We start from the raw sequence: 24,156 nt of genomic DNA, 5'->3' as shown, positions 1-24,156 counted from the left end.
TTTGAAAAAAGAACAGCCGCTTTTTTTCGTCTTCAATTAACTGGCTTTTTTATTCCCATCGACCACCGTTTCCACACTGGCAACCATTTCATCCAAATAGTCTGACTGTTGGGAAAGTTCGACAGAAGCCGCCGCGGCCTCTTCCGAGGATGCCGCATTACTTTGAGTCACCTTATCCAGTTCATGCACTGCTTTACTGATCTGCTCGATTCCCGCATTCTGCTCTGTACTGGCTTGCGCGATTTCGTTATTCAACGTTGATACTTTCTCCGCTTCTTGAACAATGGCATGTAATGTATCGCCGCTTTGAACCGCAAAGTTATAGCTATTATCGATTTGTTCTGTGCTCAGACGAATTAAATCAGAAATCTCTTTGGCAGAGACCGCTGATTTTTGTGCTAACGCTCGCACGGCATCCGCGACAACCGCAAATCCTCGTCCATGCTCACCGGCGCGAGCGGCTTCGACTGCGGCATTGAGAGCCAAAAGATTTGTCTGAAACGCAATATCGTCAATCACTGCGGTGATTTCATTAACTTTTTTTGCGGAGTCGGCCACTTGTTTCATGGATTCAATCAGCGTCTGAATTTGACCTTCACCTAGTTTTGCGGTGTGCATGGCATGCAAAGAAATTTCTTTGGCCGTACTCGCATTGTCGGTATTGCGTTTGACCATGCTAGTGATTTCCTCTATCGATGCTGAGGTTTCCTCGAGCGCTGCGGCCGCCTGAGTCGTCGAAGCACTTAGGTTTTGAGAGGCGTTGGAAATTTCATGACTTGCCGATGTCAGTTGAGAGCTGGAGTTTTTAATGGAACTGACAGCATTTCTCAAAGTACCCATCGGTTTTCTTAAAATCCACCACGCAATAGCCACACTGGCGAACAGACCGATCAAAGCTATACGAATGATGTCTTTTACGGAAGCCTGGCTTGCCGCGTGTGTAGCTTCCATACTGGAGGTGATCGCGAAAACACCATGAAGGCGTCCATCTTCCCAGTTTTCCATGGGAAGCCCCAGAACATCTTTTCCATTTTTAAATGGGCTTTGCGAGGGATTTCCGTGGCACAATAAACACCCTTGCTGCTCGCTCAAGCGAACCGGACGATAGACGACGATTTTGTCGTCATCAGAAGTCACGATCTCTTTAAGATCCTTATCGTGCTGAAAGCGATCGAAGATAACTTGCTCTTTTGCATTTGCTTTATTTTCGGCATTGCGTGGCTCTGGAGAAAAAACCCTGAATTGATAGCCTGTTCTGACAGCCTGATCTTGTCCGACCTTCATCGCCGCAAAAATCGGTACACGTTTTAGAATCTGAGTTTTGACGTCTTTGGGGATGTTCCCATCTGGATACCGTAAGGCATTTTGTGCCATTAATTCAGCGAGGCCCCCCTGTTGGGCGACGTAATCACGAGTTCCTTCGAGTTGATTTAAAATGGCCTGACTTCTCGACAACAGATCGCTCTGACCTTGTTCTTCGATTTCCTTCCATGCAATTCGCGTGGATGTGATCGTGGCTAATGTCGCCGCTAATCCCACGATACAGACCACTTTAGTTGCGAGTTTCATGCGTTCCTCCGATACCACAACTATTTCAGCGTAATGTGGATGGACCATGGAACAAGATGACGAGCATCATGATTGCCCTAATTTCGGTGGAACTTGGACCAGCTTGAGACACTCAAAAATGAGTGCTCATATTATTCCCTAGAACTCGTTTTTTATCTGACTCAATTTCGCACGAGCTTAAGCGAATCCATTCACCTCAGACGGACTTCCTTGAACGCTCGGACCTCCGAGAACTCGAGAATAAGAAAAAGCCCGCGAAAGCATTGTCTTAATGCGTTGCGCTGTTGTCTTGGGATGGAAGTCCCGCTAAGGCCCGAAAAAGATGCATCTAAAGCGGAAACCTGATAGATATTGAGGACCTATGACAAACGCAAACACCACTCGTACAGCCCCTTATAATTCTGTAAAACCCGATGTGAATCTTTCGAAGCAGGAAGAGTCCATTTTAGATTTCTGGGATCAGGAAAAGATTTTCGCGAAGTCTTTAGATCCAAAAGGAAAAAAGACTTACAGCTTTTACGACGGTCCTCCGTTTGCAACGGGTCTTCCTCACTACGGACACTTGCTTGCGGGTGTCTTGAAAGACGTGGTTCCTCGTTACTGGACGATGAAAGGCTACACTGTTCCTCGTCGTTTTGGTTGGGACTGTCACGGTCTTCCCGTTGAGTATGAAATCAACAAAGCTCACAAAATCGAAAGCCGCAAAGATGTTTTCAAAATGGGTGTTGCCAATTACAACAACGCCTGCCGCGGTATCGTGAAAAGATATTCTGAAGAATGGAAAACCACCGTTCGCCGTGTGGGTCGTTGGGTGGATATGGAAAATCCTTACTTCACGATGGATGTTTCCTTCATGGAGAGCGTTTGGTGGGTGTTCCAACAGCTTTTCGAAAAAGGTTTGATCTATGAAGGCTACAAAGTCGTTCCTTACTCTGTAGGAATCTCGACTTCGCTTTCAAACTTCGAAGCCAATCAGAACTATAAAATGGTTCAAGACCCTGCGATCACGGTGATGTTTAAACTTATCAATCAACCGGATACAGCCGTCATGGCTTGGACGACGACTCCTTGGACCTTGCCTTCGAACCTGGCATTGGCCGTGGGTCTGGATATCGACTACGTCAAAGTTCAAGAAAAGTCTTCGGGTCGCAAATTGATCTTGGCGCAGGCCCTTCTACCTTCTGTTTTCAAAAAACCGGATGAAGAAGTTGAAGTTTTGCAAATGATGAAGGGTAAAGACCTTGTCGATTTAACTTACGAACCTTTATTCCCTTACTTCGGCGATCGCGCAGATAAAGGGGCTTTCCGTATTATCTCTTCAGACCACGTAACAACGGACAGCGGTACTGGTGTGGTTCACATGGCTCCGGCATTCGGTGAAGAGGACTACTATGCATGCTCTAAAGCAGGCATCCCTTTAGTGAATCCTGTCGATGACGACGGTATGTTCACTAGCGAAGTGCCCGACTACGCGGGTAAACGCGTGAAAGAGGCTGATAAAGACATCATCGCCGATCTTAAAAAACGCGGGAACCTTTTCAAACAAGACACGATTCAACATAGTTACCCTTACTGCTATCGTTCCGACACTCCACTGATCTACCGTGCGGTGTCCTCTTGGTTTGTGGCTGTAGAGAAAATCAAAGAGAACCTTGTTGCGAACAATAAAAACACGTCGTGGGTTCCAGACCACCTTCGTGATGGTCGCTTCGGAAACTGGTTAGAAAATGCTCGTGACTGGGCGATTTCACGCAACCGTTTCTGGGGAACTCCACTGCCTCTTTGGAGAAACAAAGAAGGTGAAGTGATCTGTGTCGGTTCTCGTGAACAACTTGAAAAATTATCCGGCAAAAAAGTAAACGATCTTCACATCGAATTCGTGGACGAAATCGAAATCCCTTCTCCAACAGGAAAATCTCCGTTGAAGCGTGTGGATGGTGTTTTGGATTGCTGGTTTGAATCTGGTTCTATGCCTTACGCTCAGTGGGGTTTCCCGAACGCGAATGTGGAAGAGTTCAAAAAAGCCTTCCCGGCGCAATTCATCGCGGAAGGTTTGGATCAAACTCGTGGTTGGTTCTACACATTGTCCGTCATCGGAACTGCATTGTTCAACCAAGCTCCGTTCCAAAATGTCGTGGTGAACGGGCTTGTTTTGGCTGAAGACGGTCGCAAAATGTCGAAGAGCCTTCGTAACTATCCTGATCCAATGGAAGTATTGAATCAGCATGGTGCCGACGCACTTCGCTTGTATTTGATCGATTCTCCGGTAGTGAAAGCCCAAGAGCTTAAGTTCTCTGAAAAAGGTGTTTACGATGTCGTTCGTAAAATCCTTTTGAGATGGTGGAACTCGTATTCGTTCTTTGCGAACTACGCAAACATCGACGGTTTCGTACCCAAAGGTGACGCGAAAAAATCTCCGAACATTCTGGATCAGTGGGTTCTTTCTCGCTTAAACGGTCTGATCGCAAATACACATAAAGAGATGGACGCTTACCGCCTGTACAACGTTGTTCCTCATCTTCTTCAATTCATCGAGGATTTGACGAACACCTACATCCGCTTTAACCGCAGCCACTTCTGGCAAGACGGCATGCCGGAAGAAAAGCGTTTTGCTTACGAAACTTTGCATGAAGTTCTTGTGACGCTGGCTCGTTTGATGGCGCCATTTGCTCCCTTCATGTCCGAGACGACTTACAAAAACTTGGCGCAAGTTCTTCCAAACAAAAAAGACTCTGTGCACTTAGAAAGCTTCCCAGAAGCCGATCTTTCATTGCTTCGCCCTGAATTGGAAGAAGCCGTGAAAGCTATGGATGTGCTAGTAACTTTGGGACGTAATCACCGCGAAAAAATTCAGGTGAAAGCGAAAATCCCTCTACGTGAAATCCGCATCATCCACAGAAGTGCAAAAGTCCTTGAGACGTTGAAACGTTTTGAACCTTACTTCATCGACGAATTGAACTTCCGTAAAGTGAACTATGATGCGAACGAAGACCAATTCGTGCAAATCACAGCGAAAGCCAACTTCCCTGTTCTGGGCAAACGCCTGGGACCTAAGATGAAGTCTGTAGGCGCTGCGATTCAAAAATTGCAATTGCAAGATTTGTTGAAACTTGAAAACGGCGAAACCATCACAGTGGAAGGTGAAGAGATTCAGCTTTCTGACGTTGAAATCCGCCGCGCTCCAAAAGGCGACAACGCGAACTTGTCTGTGCACCAAGTGGTTTCGATCGAAGTGGATCCAACAGTGACTCCAGAGCAAGAACGCGAAGGTCTGGCTCGCGAGATCATGCGTAAGATTCAAGTCGCTCGTAAAACGGCCGATTTCCAAATGGATGACAAAATCACTTTGGATATCGCTTGTGCGGGCGCTTTGCTTGAAGCATTGAATGCTCATAAAGATATGATCGTTTCTGAAACTTTGACGAAGAATTTGAATGTTTTAGATTTAAATGCAGATCCAAAAGGTGTGCACACTGAAACTTCAGACATCGATGGCGAAGTGATCAAAATCGGCGTTACAGCTCTGCCTCGCTCATAATGAAAAAACACGGTGAGGCTTTCGAATTCGCAGCTATCGGTCACGTCAGGACTCCGTTCAAAGACAAGTTCGGAGTTCCACGTCAGCCAGGCCTTGCGGCGGAAGCCAAAGGTGTTATCAAGCTTCTTCCCGATCCCGATTTAAAAACCGCGCTTAAAAGTCTTGAGGAATTCAGCCATCTTTGGATCGTCTTTGTTTTCCACGAACACGGCGGAAAAAACTGGAAGCCCAGCATTCGTCCTCCGCGCTTGGGTGGAAATCGCAAAGTAGGCGTCTTAGCCTCACGCTCTCCTCACCGCCCAAATCCCATTGGTCTATCCGCTGTTAGCATTGAGAAAATCGATTTAGATGCGGAAGGTGGGCCTGAAATTTATGTCGGCAGTGTGGATCTTATTGATGGAACACCCGTCTTAGATATCAAGCCCTACATTCCTTACGCCGACTCTATCCCCGACGCGAATGCAGGATGGGCTTCGGAACCTATTCCGCGATTTGAGGTGCGTTTTACTCCCGAAGCAGACGCGGAAATTCAAAAGCAGGATCCCGTTGGAGAAAAGAATCTGCGCAGCCTGATCATCAGTATTTTAGAATTAGATCCCCGCCCAGCATTTCAAAAACGCCAACACCCCGTTTCAGAAAAAGAAACCTGGGGCCGCCGCTACGGCTTTGACGTTTTAGAACACGACGTTAAGTACGAGATACAAGAAGGACTTTTCGTTGTTTACGCTCTGGAATAGCCTTCGCGTCATCCTGACGCATATTTCCTATTGAAATCACTCCCTCGAATGAAAAAGCTGATAAGCTCATACTCATGAAAAAACTTTGTTTATTGTTTTTAGTGCTGAGTGCTTGCGCCAGCAGACCTCAAATAACAAAACCAAAGAAGTTCACTTCGGTGCCCTGCCAGCAAAGTTTCTCTGACGGAGTTCTGGAATCCTCTGATCTTCAACTCAATCGAGTCAGCACTTTGTTTGAAATGGGCTGCTTCAATGAAGTTATTGTTTTAGGGTCGTACATTCGATCTCATCACCGCGATAAATTCTATAGTATCACTTCTGAAATAGGCGAGCTGGCAACTCCTGAAGGAACTCTGACAGAGTATATTTTAGAATCTTATGAACGCTCCTACCTAAGCCTTCTTATCTCGTTAAGCTATTTAAATTTAAATGACGAAAACGCCGCCCAAGTTGAGCTTCGTCAGAGTATGACTGACGAGCAAGCTCAGCTTTACAATCACGGAAATGATCCCGTTATAACGGCTCTTCATGCGACCTTATGGACTCGTTTTGATCCCCAAGTCGCTCGCCCGTACTGGAAAAGACTGAGTGAAGATAAAAAATCCTCAAAGGCCGTGGCAAAGTTCGCGCAAGCAAGATTGATGGAAATTGATAGCGATGGCGTTTCGACAAAGCGAAATTGGAAAATCTATGGAGTTGGCACCTTACCCGGGTTGATTTGGAAAGCCGATTTCATTAAAAGAGAAAAAGGGCCTTACAAAATTTCTGCTGCCGGGGGCTTTCCCAAGGCTTGCTCGTCTGCGACTGATTTAGTGATTCCAACGTCTTCATGGATTGACAAACTTTCTCGCCGTTATGAGGTGGATTATCATCCCCTTCTTTACACAAAAAGTCTTTTACGAGTTCCCTTTGGAGTAACTTACGGAATCCTGGGCGTCAGTGCCGGCGTCGCCGTCGGAGTGTCTGGATGTGTTGTGGCTAGCCAATTTCGCTCTGACGATCTTTGCCGCGCTGCCATTCAAGGCGGAGGGGGAATTATTATGGCCTCGGGGGATCTCGTTGAATACACTTTAGGTCCGGACCTGCGACATTGGGAAAACCTACCCAATGCCTTTTATATTGTCGACGAATCTAGCAACGACAATAAAGAATGCCTCAGTTCACGGGATAAAGAAAACATGGTCCTTCGAGCTCTCTCGCGCTAAGGTGGGGTTATGACTGCACTGAAGGAACGCCTGTATAAGCTGTACCAAGAAAACGAAGTGAAAGTGGATATCGCCTTTTTCTTAGGCGGTTTCTTTTTTGATCTTTTTACGCTGTCGGATATCGACAACCTTTTTGGAATTGGTCAACAGGTTGCCTATCTGCTAATTCTAGGGACGGTTCTTTACTGGGATTTCTTGGCGACGCAAGGCCTAGTCCAAATTCCAAAACGCTTTGAAAAGGCCTGGGATTATCGTCAGCTTCTGGTGCACTTTCTTTTCGGAAGTCTTCTTAGCATCTATTCGCTTTTCTTTATCAAAAGTGCCTCGATGTTTTCTTCAATCATTTTCATCGTCCTGTTACTAGCGGTGATGGTTGCTAACGAATTACAAAGGATCCGTAAGGGCGATATCTCAATCAAAATCGCGCTCTTTGTGATCTGTATTTTTTCGTTTTTCTCGATGACGGTTCCTGTGCTTTTAGGATTCGTGGGCGTTATCCCTTTCCTTCTATCCATTCTCCTGACGATTCTTGTGATGTACGGCATTTTTCTTCTGTTGAAGTCTCGTTCCACAGACTTGAACTATCTTAAGAAAAGATTGTTGGCGCCGAGCGGAGCCATCGTCGCACTCTTCTTGGTGTTTTATTTCTTGGGCTGGATTCCACCAGTACCACTTTCGATTCAAAGCATCGGCGTATATCACGGTGTCGAAAAATCCGAAGGCCAATACATTCTCTCTTATGAAACTCCCCAGTGGAAATTCTGGACTCATGGAGACCAAGACTTCACCGCCGAGCCCGGCGACACGATTTACATTTTTGCTCAGATCTTTTCTCCCGCTCGCTTTAGTGATTCCGTGATTTTGCATTGGTACTATTTGGATCCCCGTGCAGGATGGCAGACCACCGATAAAATTCCGATGAGTATTGCTGGAGGCCGCAAAACAGGATATCGCGGATTTTCTTCAAAGCAGAATTATTCGGAAGGTCGATGGCGTGTGAGTGTAGAAACAACGGATGGCCGAGAGATCGGTCGGATCTACTTCAAAGTCACCAAAGTGACCGAAGCCAATCCGAACCGCATGTTCTTTAACGACGTCTTTTAAATATTCTCTAAAAACTCGATACCGATTTTTACAAGCGTGGTATCTAAAGGCTCCATCCAAACCACGCGTGCCGACATAGGATCTAAACGTCCCACTTTCACTTTGATAGTTTGATTCGGCACAAGATTGGGACTGGCTTTCACCACCAAGGCGCAGCCAGTAAATGATTCATTTAAAATGATGCCAACCGCAGTGGGATCAAAAGTATCTTCATCTAAATAGTCAATAAGGGCATGATCCAAAGGATCTGGTTGAAAACGCACGGCTCGGCTCATGGGACCTCCCAACTCTTTAAGTCTATATGCAAATGCAGAGACAGGCAAAGAGAGGGCCTTTTAGATGAGGAGTTTGTAATTTAGCAGAAAGGATTACTTTTTAGCCGGCTCTGATTTCTTTTTAGCGTCTAAGTCTGAGGCAGGCTTTCCAGCCGGTTCGGACTCTATTTGTGGGGCTCGTGGAGATCCCATTTCTAGAGCTGTGATGCGAAGATCCGCAATTTCTTCACAAGTCTTTTCCAATTCTTTGTCTTGGCAAGCCACATAAAGCTTACGACGAATGGTATTCCATGAAGGTGTCCACTCCGCCGCCTCTTTGAGTTCATGCAAAGTAACTTTGTCTAAAGTATCTACTTTCTTGAACTCTTGTACCAGTTTTTCAAGATAGAATTTTTTTTGCTCTTCACGAAGGTCCTTAAATTCCTCGTGGGATGACATCCAGAATGGAGGTGCAGACATGTCGATCTCAGAACTCTCTGCCGCTTTGGCAACACCCATGGACATCATGCTTAAAAACAAAACCAATATGAAAACCGTTTTACTCATTACTGAATTCCCGCGCGTGCTGGAGCTGACTCCATAACTGAGGCATACATAACTTTTTTCTCTTCAATAGATTCGCTGACAGAATCCTCGATGGCAACTAAAGCATTTTCATAATTAGGAGCACTTCGACGAATCACCGTGAACTGCTTACGGCTAGCGCAATCAGTCTTATCGACCATTTGCGTTTCAGGCTTTCCTAAAGTTCCGAAGGCATTGTGATCGTTATTCATATCGAAGCCACCGGTAAAGATATCAAACCGGTTGGCGCCTTTGATCGCACCACCTGTGTCGTGCACGATAAGATAACCGGGATGGATCATTGTTTTACCATTAGGCAAAGTGATGATCTTTCCTTTTAAAGAAGACATTTGAATAATATCACCCATACTGTGATGACGTGGATCCGCCGCAACCGAAATAAAAGGAATCAGACACTTTCCACTCGCACCAATGGCCGTGTCACAGTTATCCATTTTTACGATCTTACCTGTGTAAGTCAGAATACGGCCACCTGATAAAGTGCCAGAACCCTGTAAGCGAACTTCTTTCTTGAAAGCCGCACACGGAGTCGGCGATGAGCAATAATCCTTAATATGAGGCACGAAGTATGTCGTCGTCGTCGCAATATTTTTAGGGCACAACTGCGCATTGCTGGCATTGGCGGCAATCAACATCGCCCCCACGGCAAACACTTGAACCGTTGTCTTTAGCGCACTTCTTTTATTTTTTTCGCGACCACTTTGATTTGTCATGCAAACACTAAAAGCAAGGTTGAGACCAACTCTGGTGCCAGTTTATGGCAGTTGATCGTCAGCCCTTTTTACAGTGTCTGTCACCTTCAACACTTTCTCAGAATGAAACTTCTTAGTCTGAGACAGTGTTCCACCTAAACCTTTTTAAGAGCCTCGGCAAGATCATCGATAATATCCTGCGCGTTCTCTAAACCAATGCTTAAACGAATCGCACGAGGATCAATACCGCTTTCCCCACGCTTTTCGTTGGGAATCGCCGAATGAGTCATAAAGCCTGGCACTTCAATCAAAGTCTTCGTTAAACCCAGGCTGACTGCCAAGGTGATCGCGTAAGAGTTCTTAGCTATGTCATCCACGAACTTCTGACACTTTTTCATATCCCCTTTAAGTTGGAAGGAGATCATCGTGCCCGGAGCAAATTGAGACTCTGGAGATTTCAAATATTTCTTTGCAAGCTTGTACTGCGGATGACTTTTCAAACCTGGGTAGGTCACACTTTGCACCTTGGGATGCTTCTCCAAGAATTGTGCAATTTTAAATGCCGTCGCCTGTTGTTGTTCAAAGCGGATGGCTTGAGTCGAAATACCATAAACCAAGATGTGCCACGCGGAATAAGGGTGAATGATAGCACCGAAATCTTTACGAGCCACACGCAACATGCTTTCGAAAGACTTAGGAGCAATAACGGCTCCGCCCATCTCGGTGCCAAAACCAGAGATATTTTTCGTCAAACTTTGAATGACAAAATCAATACCCCATTCAAGCGGGCGCAAGGCCCAAGGTGTCGCGAAGGTATTGTCGACCACCGTATAAATTTGTTGATCCTTTTTTCTTTTTTTATTCGCGGCTTTGACAAGACTGACGATTTTTTCTAAGTCGGCAATCTCCAAAATCGGATTAGACACCGTTTCAAAGTAAACGACGCGAGTTTTTTCATCAGCCAACAGCTTTGCTAAAGACGTTGAGTCATTAATGTCGATTAAAGAATTTTCGACGCCCAAGCGCGGAAGCCAGTTCGTGATAAGACTGTAAGTACAGCCGTACAAAGTCTTGTGGGCCACAATGCGCTCGCCGGTTTTTAGTAGAGACATGAAAGTGGAAGCGATCGCCCCCATACCACTTCCGAACGTCACAGCGCACTCGCCTTTTTCAAGAATCGCTAATTGATCTTCCAACATCTTCGTTGTTGGTTCTTCCAGTCGGTCATAGATCCAAATAGGTTTTCCGGATTCGGTTTGGGCACCAAAGGTACTAAAACCCTCAGCCCCACGAGACAAGGATTCCAAACGGAAGGTTGTCGACGCTGTCATCGGTGGAATTAAATGGTGAGAAAACTCCCACGAGCTGGATTGGAATTCACCGTGAATTGCTTGAGTTCGCGGCGACATCGCCTTTTTGTTGGCCTTTTTCATGAGTCCTCACTTGCTTGAATAGATCGTACTAGAGCACATGATCTAGTTCTTGGGAAGCGAGGAGCTGCCGCATCAGTGTGGCATTGCCGCAATGTGGAAATATTTTGTGCCTAACTTGCCTGACAATTTCACGGCCTGAGCACCATCCACCCGCACTGTATCACCTTCTTCTAAAAGATTTTGTCCCACGGCCATGCTGCCGGAAACACAGAAGAAGTAATGCACACCAGGTTCCAGATTCAGTGCGACGACTTCTTTCGTAAATTCTTCCGAAGTCATATCAACGGTCACTTTTCCGCGACGATAGATAATGCCCAAGTCCATGACTTCTCCGTCATGCAGAACCCCTTCCATCGCTGAGTCGCCGGAAAACTTATAGGGAGTCAAAGGAGGTAAATCATGATCATTCAACTTCATACCCTTCCCTTTCCACACGGCCAGCAAACGATCACAGTTTTCAAACTTGGAAAAAGGGGCCGACGCCGACACCGTCGCCGAACTTAATCGCCATAAAAAATCACCGTCTGGAAACTTTGCCGATTCTGGATAAATATCGATTTGGGCCGTGACTCCCATTCCGTTTTTCCAAGGCATGATTTCGTTGTCGGCTTTTCTCATCATTTTCATGGCTTTATCCTTTTTCCCCATTCGAACACGAAGGCCCCCTGCAATCAAGAATCCGGGCATTGACCACTGCCAAAGTGTCAGAGTTCATTTTCTAAAATTTCTGCAATTCGCAGTTCATGCGACGGCACCTTTCCAGAACCTTCGACCGTCCACGCAATGGAAAGAACGGTTTTCACAAAAGCCCAGGCGCGGATCTTTTTTGCATCGTAAGGCACACATTCACTCAGAATGTACAACCGACGTTGTAAGACTTTTTCATCGTGCAAAGCCTCCCACCCTAACGGATTGTAAATCATAGATCCCACTTCCGATGCCGGATCACCGACATAACCATGGGGATCAATCACCTTCGCACCATCCGATGTGATAAGAACGTTGTCGTGATGAAGATCTCCATGCAGAAAAACATCACCAGGACTGAAAGTGGTAAGTTCTTGCCACAAAGTGCGGGCTTTCGACACAAAAGCCTGGGGTAATTTTCCGTGAAGAAAGTCGAACGAGGAAATCAATGTGGATAAGTGCGGAACTCCTTGCGGGATGCCCTTCCCATCGCCATACATTTTCACAATCAGATCCGCTAAGACATGCGTCGCCTGGTCATCATGCCCTTCATAGACGAGGTCTTGCAAAGTCTGAGTTGAAGGTACAAAGTCCATGAAGAATGCATTGTTCTCCTGATCAAAGAAATGCACACGCGGAGAGACCTTAGCATTCTGCTTTAACCACGAAGTCTCTTTGCGATAATCGGCTCCCGCGGGCCCTGTTTTTAGAACCCATTTTTCTTGTTTCGAGTTTTCCACCGTTGCTACGAAGTTGTAGCTCAGATTTTTCATCGGCCTTAAAGAACGCAAATCATAGAGGCGTGAGAGGGTTTGCAAATGTGCTGGCAAATTCGCCAACCACCTTTTTCCATCTTCGCCGTAAACCTCGACGATGTTTTTCCGAAACTCTTCAGGTAAATCCATCACTTTTCTTTCAAAAAAAATATATTTCTGTTGCCATCAAAAATCATTTATGAACTAATTAGTACATGAATGGAGATTCATGGCAAGACCCAAGGATTTCGCACGACGCGAAGAAATTCTAAAAGCAACTCTTAAGGTGTTTCGTAAACACGGCGCTTGGGACTTGTCCTTGAACGAAGTGGCACGACAGCTTCACACCACCACACGCATGCTCGTCCATCACTTCGGCACGAAAGAAAATTTGATCAATGAATGTCAAAAGCTCCTTGAGCCACGGCTGCATAAGGATCTTTCCAGCGCCCCTCCCCAAAAAAACTGGAAAGCTCTTGTGTGTCAGGCGTGGCATTCTTCTTTGCAAAGCTCCAACAAAGACGATCGGCGTTTGAGTTTGATATCGACGTTGCAGAACCCGCGAAAGACTTCGCGTCTGCATGAAAATGAACAGGTGATCGGCTCCCTCCGCGAACTTCTCCCCTCCCGCATGAAGAAGTTCGCGGAGGATGTATTTATCTATGCCCTGGGCTTGGACCTGTATGTCTTGGGTGGGGGCAACCCCGATAGGGCCCTTTTGAACCTGAAAAGTTACCTAAAAAGGCTTGAAAATAAGACCGCATAGGCCCTAACGAAGGTCTAGGATCGAATATACGCGACTTGAGAACGGTTATTATCGATTACCCAATCATTTTTTATTTTCTCTTTCTTTCCTCTTTCAATTTAAAGACAGGCAGGCTACAAACAGTTTCAGCAATTATCGGTCTTCTTTAGTGTGAAAAGCATAGTGCTCATTCCCTTAAGAGTCCCCCATCCTACGGAGGAAATAATGGGCAAAAAATTGTACGTTGGAAATCTTTCTTATTCACTAGATGATCAATCTTTGGGCGACATCTTTGCACAATTCGGCACAGTTGAATCTGCTCGCATCATCACTGATCGCGAAACAGGTCGTAGCAAAGGTTTCGGTTTCGTTGAAATGGCTTCTGATGAAGAAGCTCAAACAGCTATCGAAAAATTGAACGGTTCTGAACAAGGTGGCCGTAACATGAACGTTAGCGAAGCTAAACCAATGGCTCCTCGTGAAAATCGTGGTGGCGGTTTCGGTGGCGGTCGCGGTAACTCTCGCGGCGGCTTCGGTGGCGGCGATCGCGGTGGTCGTTCTCGTTACTAATTTTTCTTCTAAATAAGAAAATCAAAAAGGGGATCTTACGATCCCCTTTTTTTTATTCCGCCGACACCAGTCGAACCTTGATCGCTTCTGAAGCGGGTTCCCGGGCCGATCGAATCTGATCTAATTTATCGTTATAGGCGATAGACACCTGAACATTCTGTATCGATTGAAGTAGCTTTCTATGCATCCTCTTTTCTTGTTGAGTGGCCTCTGCCACCAAACCGTTAAAGTTTTTTACTTCCGCAAAAGAGATCGATCCCGTCAAAGTTATTAAAGCTATTAAGAAGCGCATCCTTGCCCTCCCGTTCTTATAAATAAGATGCCGCAGCCCCTTGCTTCGGTTAAAGAAAATCGCTGGGCTCCCAAATCTTATTGCTGACAAAATTAGGGCACTTTCGTAGCCTCGTTTTTATGACGAAATCAAAAGCTGGATTGCTCTTTATTTTTATTACGGTGACTTTGGATATGATCGGCGTGGGTCTAGTGATTCCGTCCCTTCCCGATATCATGCGAAGGTTTGTCTCTAGCGAAACTTCAGTGTCTGAATACTTCGGCTATTTTATCTCCATCTACGCACTGATGCAGTTTGTGGCTTCTCCTCTTTTAGGAGCCCTTTCAGATCGCTTCGGACGACGTTCCGTTCTTTTAGTATCCCTGTTTGTCGCAGGCATTGATTACATTTTAATGGCCTACGCACCGACGATTGAAATTTTATTTATTGGACGTATCTTGGCGGGCCTTACAGGTGCGAACATCACGGTGGCTATGGCGTATATCGCCGATGTCAGTGATGACAGCAATCGCTCTGCAAATTTTGGTATGATTGGTGCCGCTTTTGGCTTGGGCTTTATTATTGGTCCCGCGATCGGGGGACTTTTGGGTCACTATGGTCCGCACTATCCTTTCTTAGTAGCCGCGGGAATGAATCTTCTAAACTTTCTTTTTGGATTTTTCATTTTGCCAGAATCCCTACCTCAAGAAATGCGACGCAAAGTGGTTTTGCAAAAAACAAATCCCTTCAGCTCGCTTTCAAAAATTTTCCAAGCTAAGCATTTGTTAGCACTGTTGATCGTGTACTTCTGCTTTCAACTTGCAGGGCAAACTCATCCTTCGATTTGGACATTGTACACAGAGACTCGCTTCGGTTGGACAACTTCAGAAGTGGGGCTGTCTTTGGCGCTTGTCGGGGTCCTTTCCGCGATTTCCCAAGGATGGCTGACGCGACTTTTAATTCCTAAATTAGGGGAACGTCGAACAGTTGTGTGGGGAACCGTGGGATTTGGTGTGGCTTGTATTTTCTATGGCTTAGCCAACCAAGGATGGATGATGTACGCCATTTTAACGGCGTCCTCGGTGTTTTGGGTGTGTGGTCCTGCACTTCAATCCTTAGTGACTCACAATACTCCACCTCAAGAACAGGGTGAGCTGCAAGGGACTCTTGTCAGCTTGACGAGTCTTGCTGCAATCATTAACCCCCTTGTAACTACAAAACTCTTTGCCGTCTTTACAGCCGACAAAACTGGAGTTTATATTCCAGGTGCACCGTACTTCTTTGCTGCGGTCGTGTGCTTCGTGGCTTGGATTGTCCTTATAAAAGACAAACATGCGACTTAAAATAAGATGAAAGCTCTCTTCTTAACGAGCTTTCATCTGTCCTCTTTTCTTTGCATAATTTTTTGTAACTCAGCTTAAAAAGAAAAATTGTGATATCCTGTTTTCACTGGAGGCCTTATCTACCACGGTGAACGCTTTAACAGTATCACGCATCTTGTGGGTGCCGCATTGTCGGTGGCAGGTACGTCTGTGCTTGTCACTTTGGCTAGCGTGCATGGCGACGTGTGGAAGATTGTCGGCACCAGCGTTTACGGTGGGATGTTAGTCTTTCTTTATACGATCTCGACTCTTTATCACAGCATGCAAGGTCGCGCGAAACAAATCCTTCAAAAGCTAGATCACATCGCTATCTATCTGCTTATCGCTGGAACTTACACACCTTTTACTTTGATTACTTTGCGAGGACCATGGGGTTGGTGGATTTTTGGAATCAACTGGACACTGGCTGCCTTGGGAATCATTTACGAACTGACACTCGCGCATCGCACACGCACACCTTCCATGATTATTTATGTCGTGATGGGATGGTTGATTGTTGTGGCTCTGAAACCTTTAACGGCAGTCTTATCAACAGCGGCCATGGTGTGGTTGACGTTGGGTGGAATCCTGTACACCGTGGGCATTGTCTTTTTTCTTTTCGATGAAAAGGTGCGCCACTTCCATGGCATCTGGCATCTTTTTGTCCTGGGTGGCAGTGCGTGTCAGTACTTCTGCATACTGCTCTATTTGATTTAAGTGTCAGAGTGACTCTGAATTCTTTGGCATCTTCTTTGATATATCCCTCTTTGTTAACCAACTTGGAGGGAAAACCATGAAAGCACTAACCACCGTTTTAATGATCACACTATTCACTGCAAACGCGTTCGCCGCAGGCATTTTTGGTTGGATCAAGCCAGATCGCCCAGGTCGTCCTGGTCCTTATGAACCACATCGCCCGAACATAACTTGCTCGGCCACTGATGATGGTTGGGAAGAACACTGGGGTGGACACGGAAGCTGTCGTGAGTGTTTAGCAAAGCACGGCAACTGCGTAGAGACATGTAAATCCAGTTTCTATTCATGTACTGCGGAAGGAACAGATTACCGTGGCTACCGCATGACAATGCAAGGCCGTGGACCTGATCGTTATAGCTCAGAAAGAGACGCTATCTATCAATGTCAATATCGCTATAACAACTGCCGTATCGTAAGCTGCAGCGAAACTTCAGAGACTGTGTCTCGTCGCGACTGCCGTTAGTCTTTTTGATTTTTGTAACCGTGAATCATGCCTGCCACGAGATTCTGTTTCTCGTGGTAGCTGGCTAAAAGAACGCCTAGAACATGAATTGCAACTCCACCCATCATGACATTACCAATGTTGTGGTGAAGTTCTTCGACCCACTCTTCGCCGAAGTAAGTGTCAGTTCCCATCATATAACCGGTGATGCCGAGCCCAATCACACAGGTTAATAAAAAGATCATCACCCATCCTGCGATAGGATTGTGAGTCACATAGGCTTTACGATTTTTATAATCTCGCAGATATTTATATACCGTCACGGGATTGGCGAGCCAATTGCGGAACCGTGCGGTGGGTCCGCCAATAAATCCCCAAACAACACGGGCGATAACAAACCCCGCCGCCACGTATCCAATCACTTCATGCACCGTATCGCCTTCTTCGGTGATAAAATAATTTAGAAAAATACAAAGGACCAGCGTCCAATGAAATACGCGGATAAAAGGATCCCAAACGTAGATTCTTTTTTCACCCGCATTCATGGCCTAGTCCCTTGTTCAAAGTAAAATTACTTTTTGTATTCTTTCACGATAGAACCGTCCACAGGGTTGAAGTAGATTTCTACTTTCGCACCCGCTTTGTCCCAACCATAAATTTCGTAGCAATTGCCATCCACTTTGAATTTTTTGATTTTATACCCTTGAGACAAAATCATCTCTTTCATTTTGGCTTCTGGCATCCATTTGTCTTTTGCTTCTTTAGTGCAATCTGGCGCAGCGAAAGAAACAGAACCTGCGAAAAGTACCGTGATAGCGAATAGAGCTTTCATTCTTTTAGTCCTCCAATAAGTGGTCCTTCGTTTTGCTGAATTGTACGGACCTTGTCCAGAGTCTAGAGTGCCCTTCGACCTCACTGAAAACAAGATGAAAATCTAAGATTCTGCTCCGCCTCGTGCTATGATAGAACTTGCGAAGGATTTTACCTTGAAAGACATACTTCATTCTCTTTTTCAGTCTCAACCTCCCGTGGATCTTGCATCCAAATTGACACGTCATGCATGTGTCGCTGCGATCTTGCGCGGACACTCTTTTGAACAATTAGAGATTGCGTTTATTCAAAGAGCTTTTCACCCCGAAGATCGCTGGGCGGGTCACCTCGCGTTTCCCGGCGGTATACGTGAAAACTATGATAAGACCGATTTAGATGCCGCGCTTCGCGAAACAAAAGAGGAAGTCGGAGTCGATCTAACCGTGGATGAATTGTTAGGTCGACTGGACGATGTCCAGGCACGCAAAGCGGGCTCCATGCTGGATTTTTATATTCGTCCTTTTGTTTTTTATACGAATCGTGATTTTGCGCTGACACTAGATGCATCCGAAGTCGCCGACTTCTTTTGGATTCCTTTGAAAGAGATCCAAAATCCGCAAAGGCAGACACATTATAAGATCAAACGTGACAACGGTCATGACCACCACTTGCCTGCGATTTATTTAGATCGTGATCCACCACTGTGGGGACTGACCTACATGATGGTGATTGATCTGCTCAATCGGCTGCGCAGCTTGGGACCGCAGAATTAGAAATAAAAAAACCAGAATCCCTTGTCGATTCTGGTTTCACCAATTTCACCTTTTAATTATTCTTTCAAGGTGGACCTGTCTCCCTGTGTAGAGCCAATTCACGAATCTCCTGACTAAGAATATATTCGTGACGTACTACTTTGGATTTCGCCATTCAAGGCTCCTTTCATTCAAGGTAGTAAACTTATCGGCTGGACCTTTGTAGAGTTGAGGGGAATTTTTCAAATTTTTAAAAAATCGCAGCGATTCTTGGATTGAAACAAGAAAGTCTGATCAAACTTCAAGCAGTGTTTAGAAGATCGTCAGGGGTTTTAGTGAAAATTTATTTTTGATACAGCGAAAATCGCTCTAGAGGCGCCTTTGAACGACGTTGAAAAATAAAAAAGGGAACTCAATGAGTTCCCTTTTTACTTTTACGCGGTGTAGACCCAAAAAAGAAGCAGGCACCTACAGGATCGAGAAGACGGTAGAGAAGCTGACTGTCGTAGACTCTGTTCTTAGATCTTTGGGGTAGAAATTTAGGAATGTTGAAAGATAGATGTCACGAGTGAAGGCGTAACCTGCACCTAGGCGTTGGCTTGTTGTTCTGTTCAACATAGCGAATTGATCTTCACGAGCACGTGGGTTTGTGAAACCAACAGCAACTGAAGTGTACATGTTGAATTTGTCTGTCACATTGTACTTCACTTGCGGATACCAGCCTAGGTAGTAACGACCCGCCGTGCGGTCTTTAGCTTGATAATCACGATTGTAAAGGAAGTAGCTTAAGCTGGCATCCATACCTACTGCAAAGCCAGAGGCACCCAAGTTGTAAACCAAAGAGTTATCGTAGCTTAAAGTCGCATACTGACCCACGTCGATGTACTCTTGAACTGTCGTCACAGAAACTCCGTAAGAGTTTCTCATTTGTACGTCACCCAGACGCGTGTTGCGGTCATAGTTCACAAACGGTGTTTTTACATCCGTGCGCTCGGAACCGTGGAAAGGCGTCAAAGCACTAACACCCGTCCCCATGCTGATCGCGCTTTTGCTATCAAGACGGTAACGACCGCTGATAGAACCGCTCAATGAGGTGTCGTTGTTCCCGATAGAACCGTCTGGATTTGGTTGTTTTTTGTTGGAAAGGTCACCGATCGGAGGACCATAGTAAGACAAAGAAAATTTCAGGGAATATCTTGAAAGAGATCCAGAATCTGCTTTCAAACGAGAATCTGTGATGTCTTTATCGTCTTCGAATTTTTTGTTCTTTAGAACGCTATCCACTTTCATTGTGGATTCTTGAGTCACCACTTCAGAGCTTGGGGCTGAAGAAGTCGTTGAAAGTGTCGTGGTAGACGTTTGTGCTTGGGCCGCGAAAGTCCAAGTCACAAGAGCTGCGAGCAAAAGCCCTTTATTCATGAAATTCTCCCTGTTTGCGGCCGTTTTTACCTAGGAGGCCTCAAAAAGGAAAGACAAGGTTGTGTCAGCTCTGCTAGTGAGAACTTTTTTCAATTCCCACGAAGAATACGCAGTACAGATGGGATATATTCGATTACGTCCGAGGCCATCATCGATAAAAGGTCTTTCTGGCGCGAAGCCCAAAGATTGGCCGTCGCTCCATGGATATAAACCCCTAAGACAGCCGCCTGTGTCGCTGTCAGCCCCTGCCCGCGTAAGGCCGTTAAGATTCCTGCCAGCACATCCCCAGTCCCGGACTTCGCTAAGGCCGCATTTCCCGTTTTATTGGTATAAATTCGCTGGCGGTTTGCGATCAGGGTTTCGTGCCCTTTTAAAATCACCACACACTGAAAAAGATTTTGAGCGAACCGAGCGGCAGCATAGCGATCCGCATTGATTTCCTCTACACTGATCTTTAAGCAACGAGCGAGTTCACCCGTGTGCGGAGTGACGATCCAAGTCGCCGGCAAAGGAAATAGATTTTCATTCGCGCACACTGTAAGAGCATCCGCATCTAAGATCACTTTTTCGATTTTTTTATTCTTTAATTCGCGAATAACTTGGGCTGTAAAACTATTAACTCCAAATCCGGGCCCAACCAGAATCACGTCGAATTTCAACTCATGCCAAGATTTTTTGTTAAGATCACAAAGCAAAAAATCAGGATTTTCCAATGACGAAACCGCGATATTTTTTTGCGCCAGTGTCACGTAACCACTGCCCGTGCGAAGTGCGGCTTTCGCCGCCAAGACTCCGGCGCCCGGGTACTCTGCACTGCCGGCTAAAATCAGACTGCGACCACGGGACGACTTATTATCCGACGTTGAAACTTTGGGTAAAAGTTTCTTAGCCCCATGTTTCTTAAGGAAATATCTCTGCGGAGTGGCTTTTTTCATCCGGATCAGTGTATAACTAGCCTTGCATGATCGTAAAGACGGAAGCAGATCTCGAAGGTCTAAAAAAAATTGGTAAGGTCGTCGCCAACTGCCTGCAGTACATGGCACGCTCCATTGAGCCCGGTATGACAACCAAAGAGCTTGATGAGCTTGGCGGAAAATTCCTAGAAAAGCACGGAGCACGCTCGGGCCCTATGCTGACTTACAACTTTCCAGGTTACAATTGCATTAGCTTAAACCATGAGGTCGCTCATGGCGTTCCGTCGTCTCAAAAGCAAATTCTACGCGGCGATTTAATTAATATCGATGTCTCGGCAGAGTTGGATGGATATTACGCCGATAACGGTGGCTCCTTTATTATTCCTCCAGGTAAAGCCGCGGATCAGCGACTGCTTGATGTTACAAAACAGGCCTTGGAAGCGGCGATCAGTATTGTGAAAGCCGACGCGTACATCAATATGATTGGCTATCAGATCGAAAAGGTCGCTACTGAAAACGGCTATACCGTGATTGAGAATTTAGGAAGCCACGGCGTCGGCCGCGGTCTTCATGAAGAACCAAAATTCATCGCGGCTTATTATGACAAACGCGACAAAAGAAAATTGAAAGAGGGCCATGTCATCACGATTGAGCCCTTTGTTTCAACTGGGGCCCGTGTCGTTGATGAAGAGCCGGATCATTGGACGCTGGTTGCAGGACGCGAGCACCGCACCGCTCAGTTTGAACACACGATGGTGGTTTTAAAAGACCGTGCCTTGATCGTAACCATTCCTGATCCTGTCTAAATACAAATTCGGTCTCTTTGATTCTACCTCCGTTTAACGCCTAAAATCCTCTGTAGGTCTGCTTTCCACGGAGGTCTTATGCCCTACGAAGTTTCTATCTCGTTCATAATTCTGCTCTGCTGGGTAGCTCATCAAGCGGTCTTGTGGTCCGTGGGAGCTTTGAAGTTTGAAGCCTCTCATCCTGACGCGGAATGATTTCTCATAGACACGGTGCCAAAGACCTTGAGCTTCCCTGAAAAGGTGAAAGGCTATCGGTGTCTAATACGGAGGGATTTATGAAATTATTTTTTGTTGTAGCTTCTATGCTTTTGGCTTTCTCTGCTCAAGCTAACGATCGCAAAGTTGGAAACGTGATCGCAGTTGAAAGAGAAATCAACGATGTTAATGCCACTTGCTTGAAAAACGTTTCTGGCGAAACAGACAAACCGCAAAGCTTCTTTTCTTGCGCTATCAAGTACACGTCTGCTGGCGAAGTTCCAGTAAGCAAAGGTCGCGCTTTCAGACTAGATGACGAGCGTTGCCAAGTTTATGGCGAAACAATGAACGGCGTTTTGTTGATCACTTTCGGTACGAAAGAAAGATCTTCAACTTTCGAAGCATCTCGCGCTTGCTTGGGTCGCTCTCTTGCAGCTAAAGATTCTGTGAAAGTCGTTGTTTACACTCTAGAATAGATCTCATCTTTTTAGAGTCTGCATTGATGAAAAATGGAAGGGTTGAGCCCCTTCCATTTTTTTTTCGTCAGTTCTATTCTCAGTTAGTTTTCTAAAGCGCATATAATAGGCCCTGGGTGTAAGTTTTGCGTCCTTTTTCTTGCGCTTTATTAGACCCCTAATTAAACTACTAAGGCTGCTTAACCTCTACGATCGGAGATTCCTATGGCAAAGCTGTATTTTACCGAGATTCCGACTCGGGAAGCCTTAGAAAAGTCTGAGAGTCCTCTTTATCCTGACATGGATTCTTTGACGCTGTATTCGCATATCTTACTTCGCAAAGTCACAACAGAAATGGAAATTAATCTGGATAGTTTCTTTTCTCGTTACAACTTGTCGTCGGGCCGCTTTACATTGATGATCCTTCTACAAAGAACGCCTCAAGGTATGATGCCTTCTGAGCTTGCGCAAAAAGTGGGTGTCACGCAAGCGACCATCTCTGGACTGATTAACAGTTTGGAAAAAGCGGAACTTGTGAAAAGAACGACGCATGAAAAAGACGGCCGTTCTTTCGTGATTCTTATTACGGACAAGGGAAGCGCCCTTTGCGATGAAATTATTCCTGAATATCATACTCGTATCACACAATTCTGGAGCGAGTTTAATGAGACCGAAAAACATCAGATCAACGGATATATGGAAAGAATGATTCGAACGATCCCGAGACTAGGACAAGATTAAAAAAAAACCCTGATGGAAACATCAGGGTTTTTTCTTTTTAGAAGGCTTTAATTTTTTAGTATTCGCCCGTCAACGCACAGTTGATGATCGTCTCTGTTGTATAGCCTGACGTATTTTGGAAAGGCCCGAAATGATTGTAAGAGCGGCCGACGGCCATGTGCGGGCTCACGCAACGTTCAGCCGGAGCTTTCAACTTGCCATTTGAATTCACGTTATATGGATGCGTGTTTGCTGACTTCGTCGTATTCACTTGTACGGCAAAAGAACCTGTGACCTTCGAAGCGGCACAGAACGAGTTGAACGTTTGCAGCGAGCTTCCCAAGATACGGATCAATTCAGACTGGCTAGCTTTCTGAGAGATACCGCATTTTGGATAAAGAGCATTCCATTCACGAATACAAGCTTGGATATTGCCACCGGCATCGGGAGTGAATTGGAAAAGACCGATATTCAAACGAGACTCTGCAGGTTGATAAGGGTCTTCATAAAAGTTCACGCCGGCTGGACGACGATAACCTGATGGAGCATATTTTGCTGCCACACTTTGTGATTTCGAGTTATCCGCAGTCGTCAAAGATTCCATATACGAAAGACACATCATGAATTTTGACCAAAGTTTTGAAGCTTTGACATAACCTTCTCTGTTTCCAGACAAAGCTTCACGACGGTAAGAGTTCATGCGATCTGCGAATTCATTGATTTTTTTAATCGTCGAAGCGCCAGGAACATTCTTGCCATTTAATGTCGTGTTCAACGTAGACGACGTCACGTTACACAATGGATGAGAAATCAAACTGTTCGGCAAGTAAGTATTCACATCACTATTTAAACCAAAGTAAGAAGCCACGTAGCCTAATTGTGCTTTCGCGGGCTGCATTTTTAGTTCCACCGCATAAGCAATACGATCAGAGAAACGGTCGTTCTGGTCTAGGTTCGTATCGCACATATCTGTGGCGTGAGCTTGTTGCGCATTTCTTGTCGGGATCAACTCACGATAGTTTTTGTAGTTGGTATCGACAACGGAACCGACCGGGTAAGATACTTCGGAAAAGACATTAAAGCCTTCCGGAGTGATTGAATCGGTGACCGCCGCCGGCTCGCGCGCTGGAGGTGGCGTCGTCGGTGTCGTGGGATTGCTGGGAGTCGTGGTTGGAGGAGTCGTTGTACCTCCGCCCCCGCTGACCGGCTTTTTAGCCATAGCGAATGTCGAGCTAGAGAAAAGTGTTGTTGCGATCAAAGCTGCCAAGATGTTTGTATTGATTTTTTGTGTTTTCATGCCTCCTAGATCGGAGCTAGGTCTTAGGACTTAAGGGAACCTAGACTTTACCTGGACCATTTT

Annotated in this window: 26 protein-coding genes; 13 read left to right on the top strand and 13 right to left on the bottom strand. The window is 45.7% G+C overall.

Translation table 11 applies throughout. The annotated features are described in order from the left end of the window. Window positions 1-36 precede the first annotated feature (36 nt). Window positions 37-1,569: a methyl-accepting chemotaxis protein gene (locus tag AZI87_RS09960; RefSeq protein ID WP_063206386.1), complete on the bottom strand. Its 1,533-nt coding sequence runs from the start codon at window positions 1,567-1,569 to the stop codon at window positions 37-39. A 361-nt stretch (window positions 1,570-1,930) separates the two neighbouring features. Here AZI87_RS09960 and ileS point away from each other — a divergent pair, with 361 nt between their 5' ends. From ileS to AZI87_RS09940, 4 genes are all read left to right on the top strand, one after another. Continuing rightward, window positions 1,931-5,107, top strand: coding sequence for an isoleucine--tRNA ligase (ileS, locus tag AZI87_RS09955; RefSeq protein WP_063206385.1), 3,177 nt, complete (start codon window positions 1,931-1,933; stop codon window positions 5,105-5,107). Continuing rightward, window positions 5,107-5,844: a tRNA (N6-threonylcarbamoyladenosine(37)-N6)-methyltransferase TrmO gene (gene tsaA, locus AZI87_RS09950; RefSeq protein ID WP_063206384.1), complete on the top strand. Its 738-nt coding sequence runs from the start codon at window positions 5,107-5,109 to the stop codon at window positions 5,842-5,844. Before ileS ends, tsaA begins: the two co-directional genes overlap by 1 nt. A gap of 74 nt (window positions 5,845-5,918) precedes the next feature. Further along, complete coding sequence (locus AZI87_RS09945; protein ID WP_063206383.1) at window positions 5,919-7,049, top strand: hypothetical protein; 1,131 nt, start codon at window positions 5,919-5,921, stop codon at window positions 7,047-7,049. Between the two features lie 9 nt (window positions 7,050-7,058). Further along, window positions 7,059-8,153: a DUF2914 domain-containing protein gene (locus AZI87_RS09940; protein WP_063206382.1), complete on the top strand. Its 1,095-nt coding sequence runs from the start codon at window positions 7,059-7,061 to the stop codon at window positions 8,151-8,153. Here AZI87_RS09940 and AZI87_RS09935 read toward each other — a convergent pair. The 6 genes from AZI87_RS09935 to AZI87_RS09910 form a co-directional block, all read right to left on the bottom strand. Further along, a complete protein-coding gene (locus tag AZI87_RS09935; protein ID WP_063206381.1) occupies window positions 8,150-8,428 on the bottom strand; it encodes a PilZ domain-containing protein in 279 nt (92 codons plus the stop codon). The genes AZI87_RS09940 and AZI87_RS09935 overlap by 4 nt on opposite strands. A 93-nt stretch (window positions 8,429-8,521) precedes the next feature. Further along, window positions 8,522-8,974, bottom strand: coding sequence for a hypothetical protein (locus tag AZI87_RS09930; RefSeq protein WP_063206380.1), 453 nt, complete (start codon window positions 8,972-8,974; stop codon window positions 8,522-8,524). Further along, the gene (locus AZI87_RS09925; RefSeq protein ID WP_063206379.1) at window positions 8,974-9,726 is read right to left on the bottom strand and encodes a 3D domain-containing protein; all 753 of its coding nucleotides are present in this window, start codon (window positions 9,724-9,726) and stop codon (window positions 8,974-8,976) included. Before AZI87_RS09925 ends, AZI87_RS09930 begins: the two co-directional genes overlap by 1 nt. A 134-nt stretch (window positions 9,727-9,860) precedes the next feature. Next, on the bottom strand, window positions 9,861-11,138 hold the full coding sequence (locus tag AZI87_RS09920; protein ID WP_063206378.1) for a trans-sulfuration enzyme family protein: 1,278 nt from the start codon (window positions 11,136-11,138) through the stop codon (window positions 9,861-9,863). A gap of 72 nt (window positions 11,139-11,210) precedes the next feature. Further along, window positions 11,211-11,765, bottom strand: coding sequence for a HutD/Ves family protein (locus tag AZI87_RS09915; RefSeq protein WP_172795510.1), 555 nt, complete (start codon window positions 11,763-11,765; stop codon window positions 11,211-11,213). A gap of 77 nt (window positions 11,766-11,842) precedes the next feature. Next, entirely contained in the window at window positions 11,843-12,730 is an 888-nt protein-coding gene (locus AZI87_RS09910) for an aminoglycoside phosphotransferase family protein (protein ID WP_063206376.1), read from the bottom strand. Window positions 12,731-12,809: 79 nt separating this feature from the next. Here AZI87_RS09910 and AZI87_RS09905 point away from each other — a divergent pair, with 79 nt between their 5' ends. Both AZI87_RS09905 and AZI87_RS09900 read left to right on the top strand, forming a co-directional pair. Continuing rightward, a complete protein-coding gene (locus AZI87_RS09905; RefSeq protein ID WP_063206375.1) occupies window positions 12,810-13,346 on the top strand; it encodes a TetR/AcrR family transcriptional regulator in 537 nt (178 codons plus the stop codon). 204 nt (window positions 13,347-13,550) lie between these two features. After that, window positions 13,551-13,895: an RNA recognition motif domain-containing protein gene (locus AZI87_RS09900; RefSeq protein ID WP_063206374.1), complete on the top strand. Its 345-nt coding sequence runs from the start codon at window positions 13,551-13,553 to the stop codon at window positions 13,893-13,895. Between the two features lie 52 nt (window positions 13,896-13,947). On the opposite strand, the gene AZI87_RS09895 is transcribed toward AZI87_RS09900, so the two are convergent. Next, complete coding sequence (locus tag AZI87_RS09895) at window positions 13,948-14,187, bottom strand: hypothetical protein (RefSeq protein ID WP_063206373.1); 240 nt, start codon at window positions 14,185-14,187, stop codon at window positions 13,948-13,950. A gap of 119 nt (window positions 14,188-14,306) precedes the next feature. Between AZI87_RS09895 and AZI87_RS09890 the strand changes: the two genes are divergently transcribed. The 3 genes from AZI87_RS09890 (at window position 14,307) to AZI87_RS09880 (ending at window position 16,746) form a co-directional block, all read left to right on the top strand. Beyond that, a complete protein-coding gene (locus AZI87_RS09890; RefSeq protein ID WP_063206372.1) occupies window positions 14,307-15,509 on the top strand; it encodes a TCR/Tet family MFS transporter in 1,203 nt (400 codons plus the stop codon). A 117-nt stretch (window positions 15,510-15,626) separates the two neighbouring features. Next, window positions 15,627-16,244: a PAQR family membrane homeostasis protein TrhA gene (gene trhA, locus AZI87_RS09885; protein ID WP_063206371.1), complete on the top strand. Its 618-nt coding sequence runs from the start codon at window positions 15,627-15,629 to the stop codon at window positions 16,242-16,244. Between the two features lie 76 nt (window positions 16,245-16,320). Further along, complete coding sequence (locus AZI87_RS09880; RefSeq protein ID WP_063206370.1) at window positions 16,321-16,746, top strand: hypothetical protein; 426 nt, start codon at window positions 16,321-16,323, stop codon at window positions 16,744-16,746. Here the strand turns inward: AZI87_RS09880 and AZI87_RS09875 are convergent. Then, entirely contained in the window at window positions 16,743-17,270 is a 528-nt protein-coding gene (locus AZI87_RS09875; RefSeq protein ID WP_063206369.1) for a cytochrome b/b6 domain-containing protein, read from the bottom strand. The two genes, AZI87_RS09880 and AZI87_RS09875, sit on opposite strands and share 4 nt — an antisense overlap. Window positions 17,271-17,296: 26 nt before the next feature. Beyond that, complete coding sequence (locus AZI87_RS09870; protein ID WP_063206368.1) at window positions 17,297-17,557, bottom strand: PepSY domain-containing protein; 261 nt, start codon at window positions 17,555-17,557, stop codon at window positions 17,297-17,299. A 154-nt stretch (window positions 17,558-17,711) separates the two neighbouring features. On the opposite strand from AZI87_RS09870, the gene AZI87_RS09865 reads away from it, so the two are divergent. Further along, a complete protein-coding gene (locus tag AZI87_RS09865; RefSeq protein ID WP_253696633.1) occupies window positions 17,712-18,308 on the top strand; it encodes an NUDIX hydrolase in 597 nt (198 codons plus the stop codon). A 447-nt stretch (window positions 18,309-18,755) separates the two neighbouring features. Here AZI87_RS09865 and AZI87_RS09860 read toward each other — a convergent pair whose 3' ends face one another. Continuing rightward, entirely contained in the window at window positions 18,756-19,706 is a 951-nt protein-coding gene (locus AZI87_RS09860) for a hypothetical protein (RefSeq protein WP_063206366.1), read from the bottom strand. 89 nt (window positions 19,707-19,795) lie between these two features. Beyond that, a complete protein-coding gene (locus tag AZI87_RS09855) occupies window positions 19,796-20,641 on the bottom strand; it encodes an NAD(P)H-hydrate dehydratase (protein WP_063206365.1) in 846 nt (281 codons plus the stop codon). Between the two features lie 26 nt (window positions 20,642-20,667). On the opposite strand from AZI87_RS09855, the gene map reads away from it, so the two are divergent. The 3 genes from map (at window position 20,668) to AZI87_RS09840 (ending at window position 22,817) form a co-directional block, all read left to right on the top strand. Further along, a complete protein-coding gene (gene map, locus AZI87_RS09850; RefSeq protein WP_063206364.1) occupies window positions 20,668-21,426 on the top strand; it encodes a type I methionyl aminopeptidase in 759 nt (252 codons plus the stop codon). 275 nt (window positions 21,427-21,701) lie between these two features. Then, window positions 21,702-22,097: a hypothetical protein gene (locus AZI87_RS09845; RefSeq protein WP_063206363.1), complete on the top strand. Its 396-nt coding sequence runs from the start codon at window positions 21,702-21,704 to the stop codon at window positions 22,095-22,097. 204 nt (window positions 22,098-22,301) lie between these two features. Next, the gene (locus tag AZI87_RS09840; protein WP_063206362.1) at window positions 22,302-22,817 is read left to right on the top strand and encodes a MarR family winged helix-turn-helix transcriptional regulator; all 516 of its coding nucleotides are present in this window, start codon (window positions 22,302-22,304) and stop codon (window positions 22,815-22,817) included. A 55-nt stretch (window positions 22,818-22,872) separates the two neighbouring features. On the opposite strand, the gene AZI87_RS09835 is transcribed toward AZI87_RS09840, so the two are convergent. Then, window positions 22,873-24,093 carry a hypothetical protein gene (locus tag AZI87_RS09835; RefSeq protein WP_063206361.1) on the bottom strand — a complete coding sequence of 407 codons (1,221 nt, stop codon included), beginning with the start codon at window positions 24,091-24,093 and terminating at the stop codon, window positions 22,873-22,875. Between the last annotated feature and the right edge of the window lie 63 nt (window positions 24,094-24,156).

It is taken from the genome of Bdellovibrio bacteriovorus, assembly GCF_001592745.1.
GTDB classification, from domain to species: domain Bacteria; phylum Bdellovibrionota; class Bdellovibrionia; order Bdellovibrionales; family Bdellovibrionaceae; genus Bdellovibrio; species Bdellovibrio bacteriovorus_B.
This window is presented reverse-complemented; position numbering and strand designations above follow the sequence as displayed.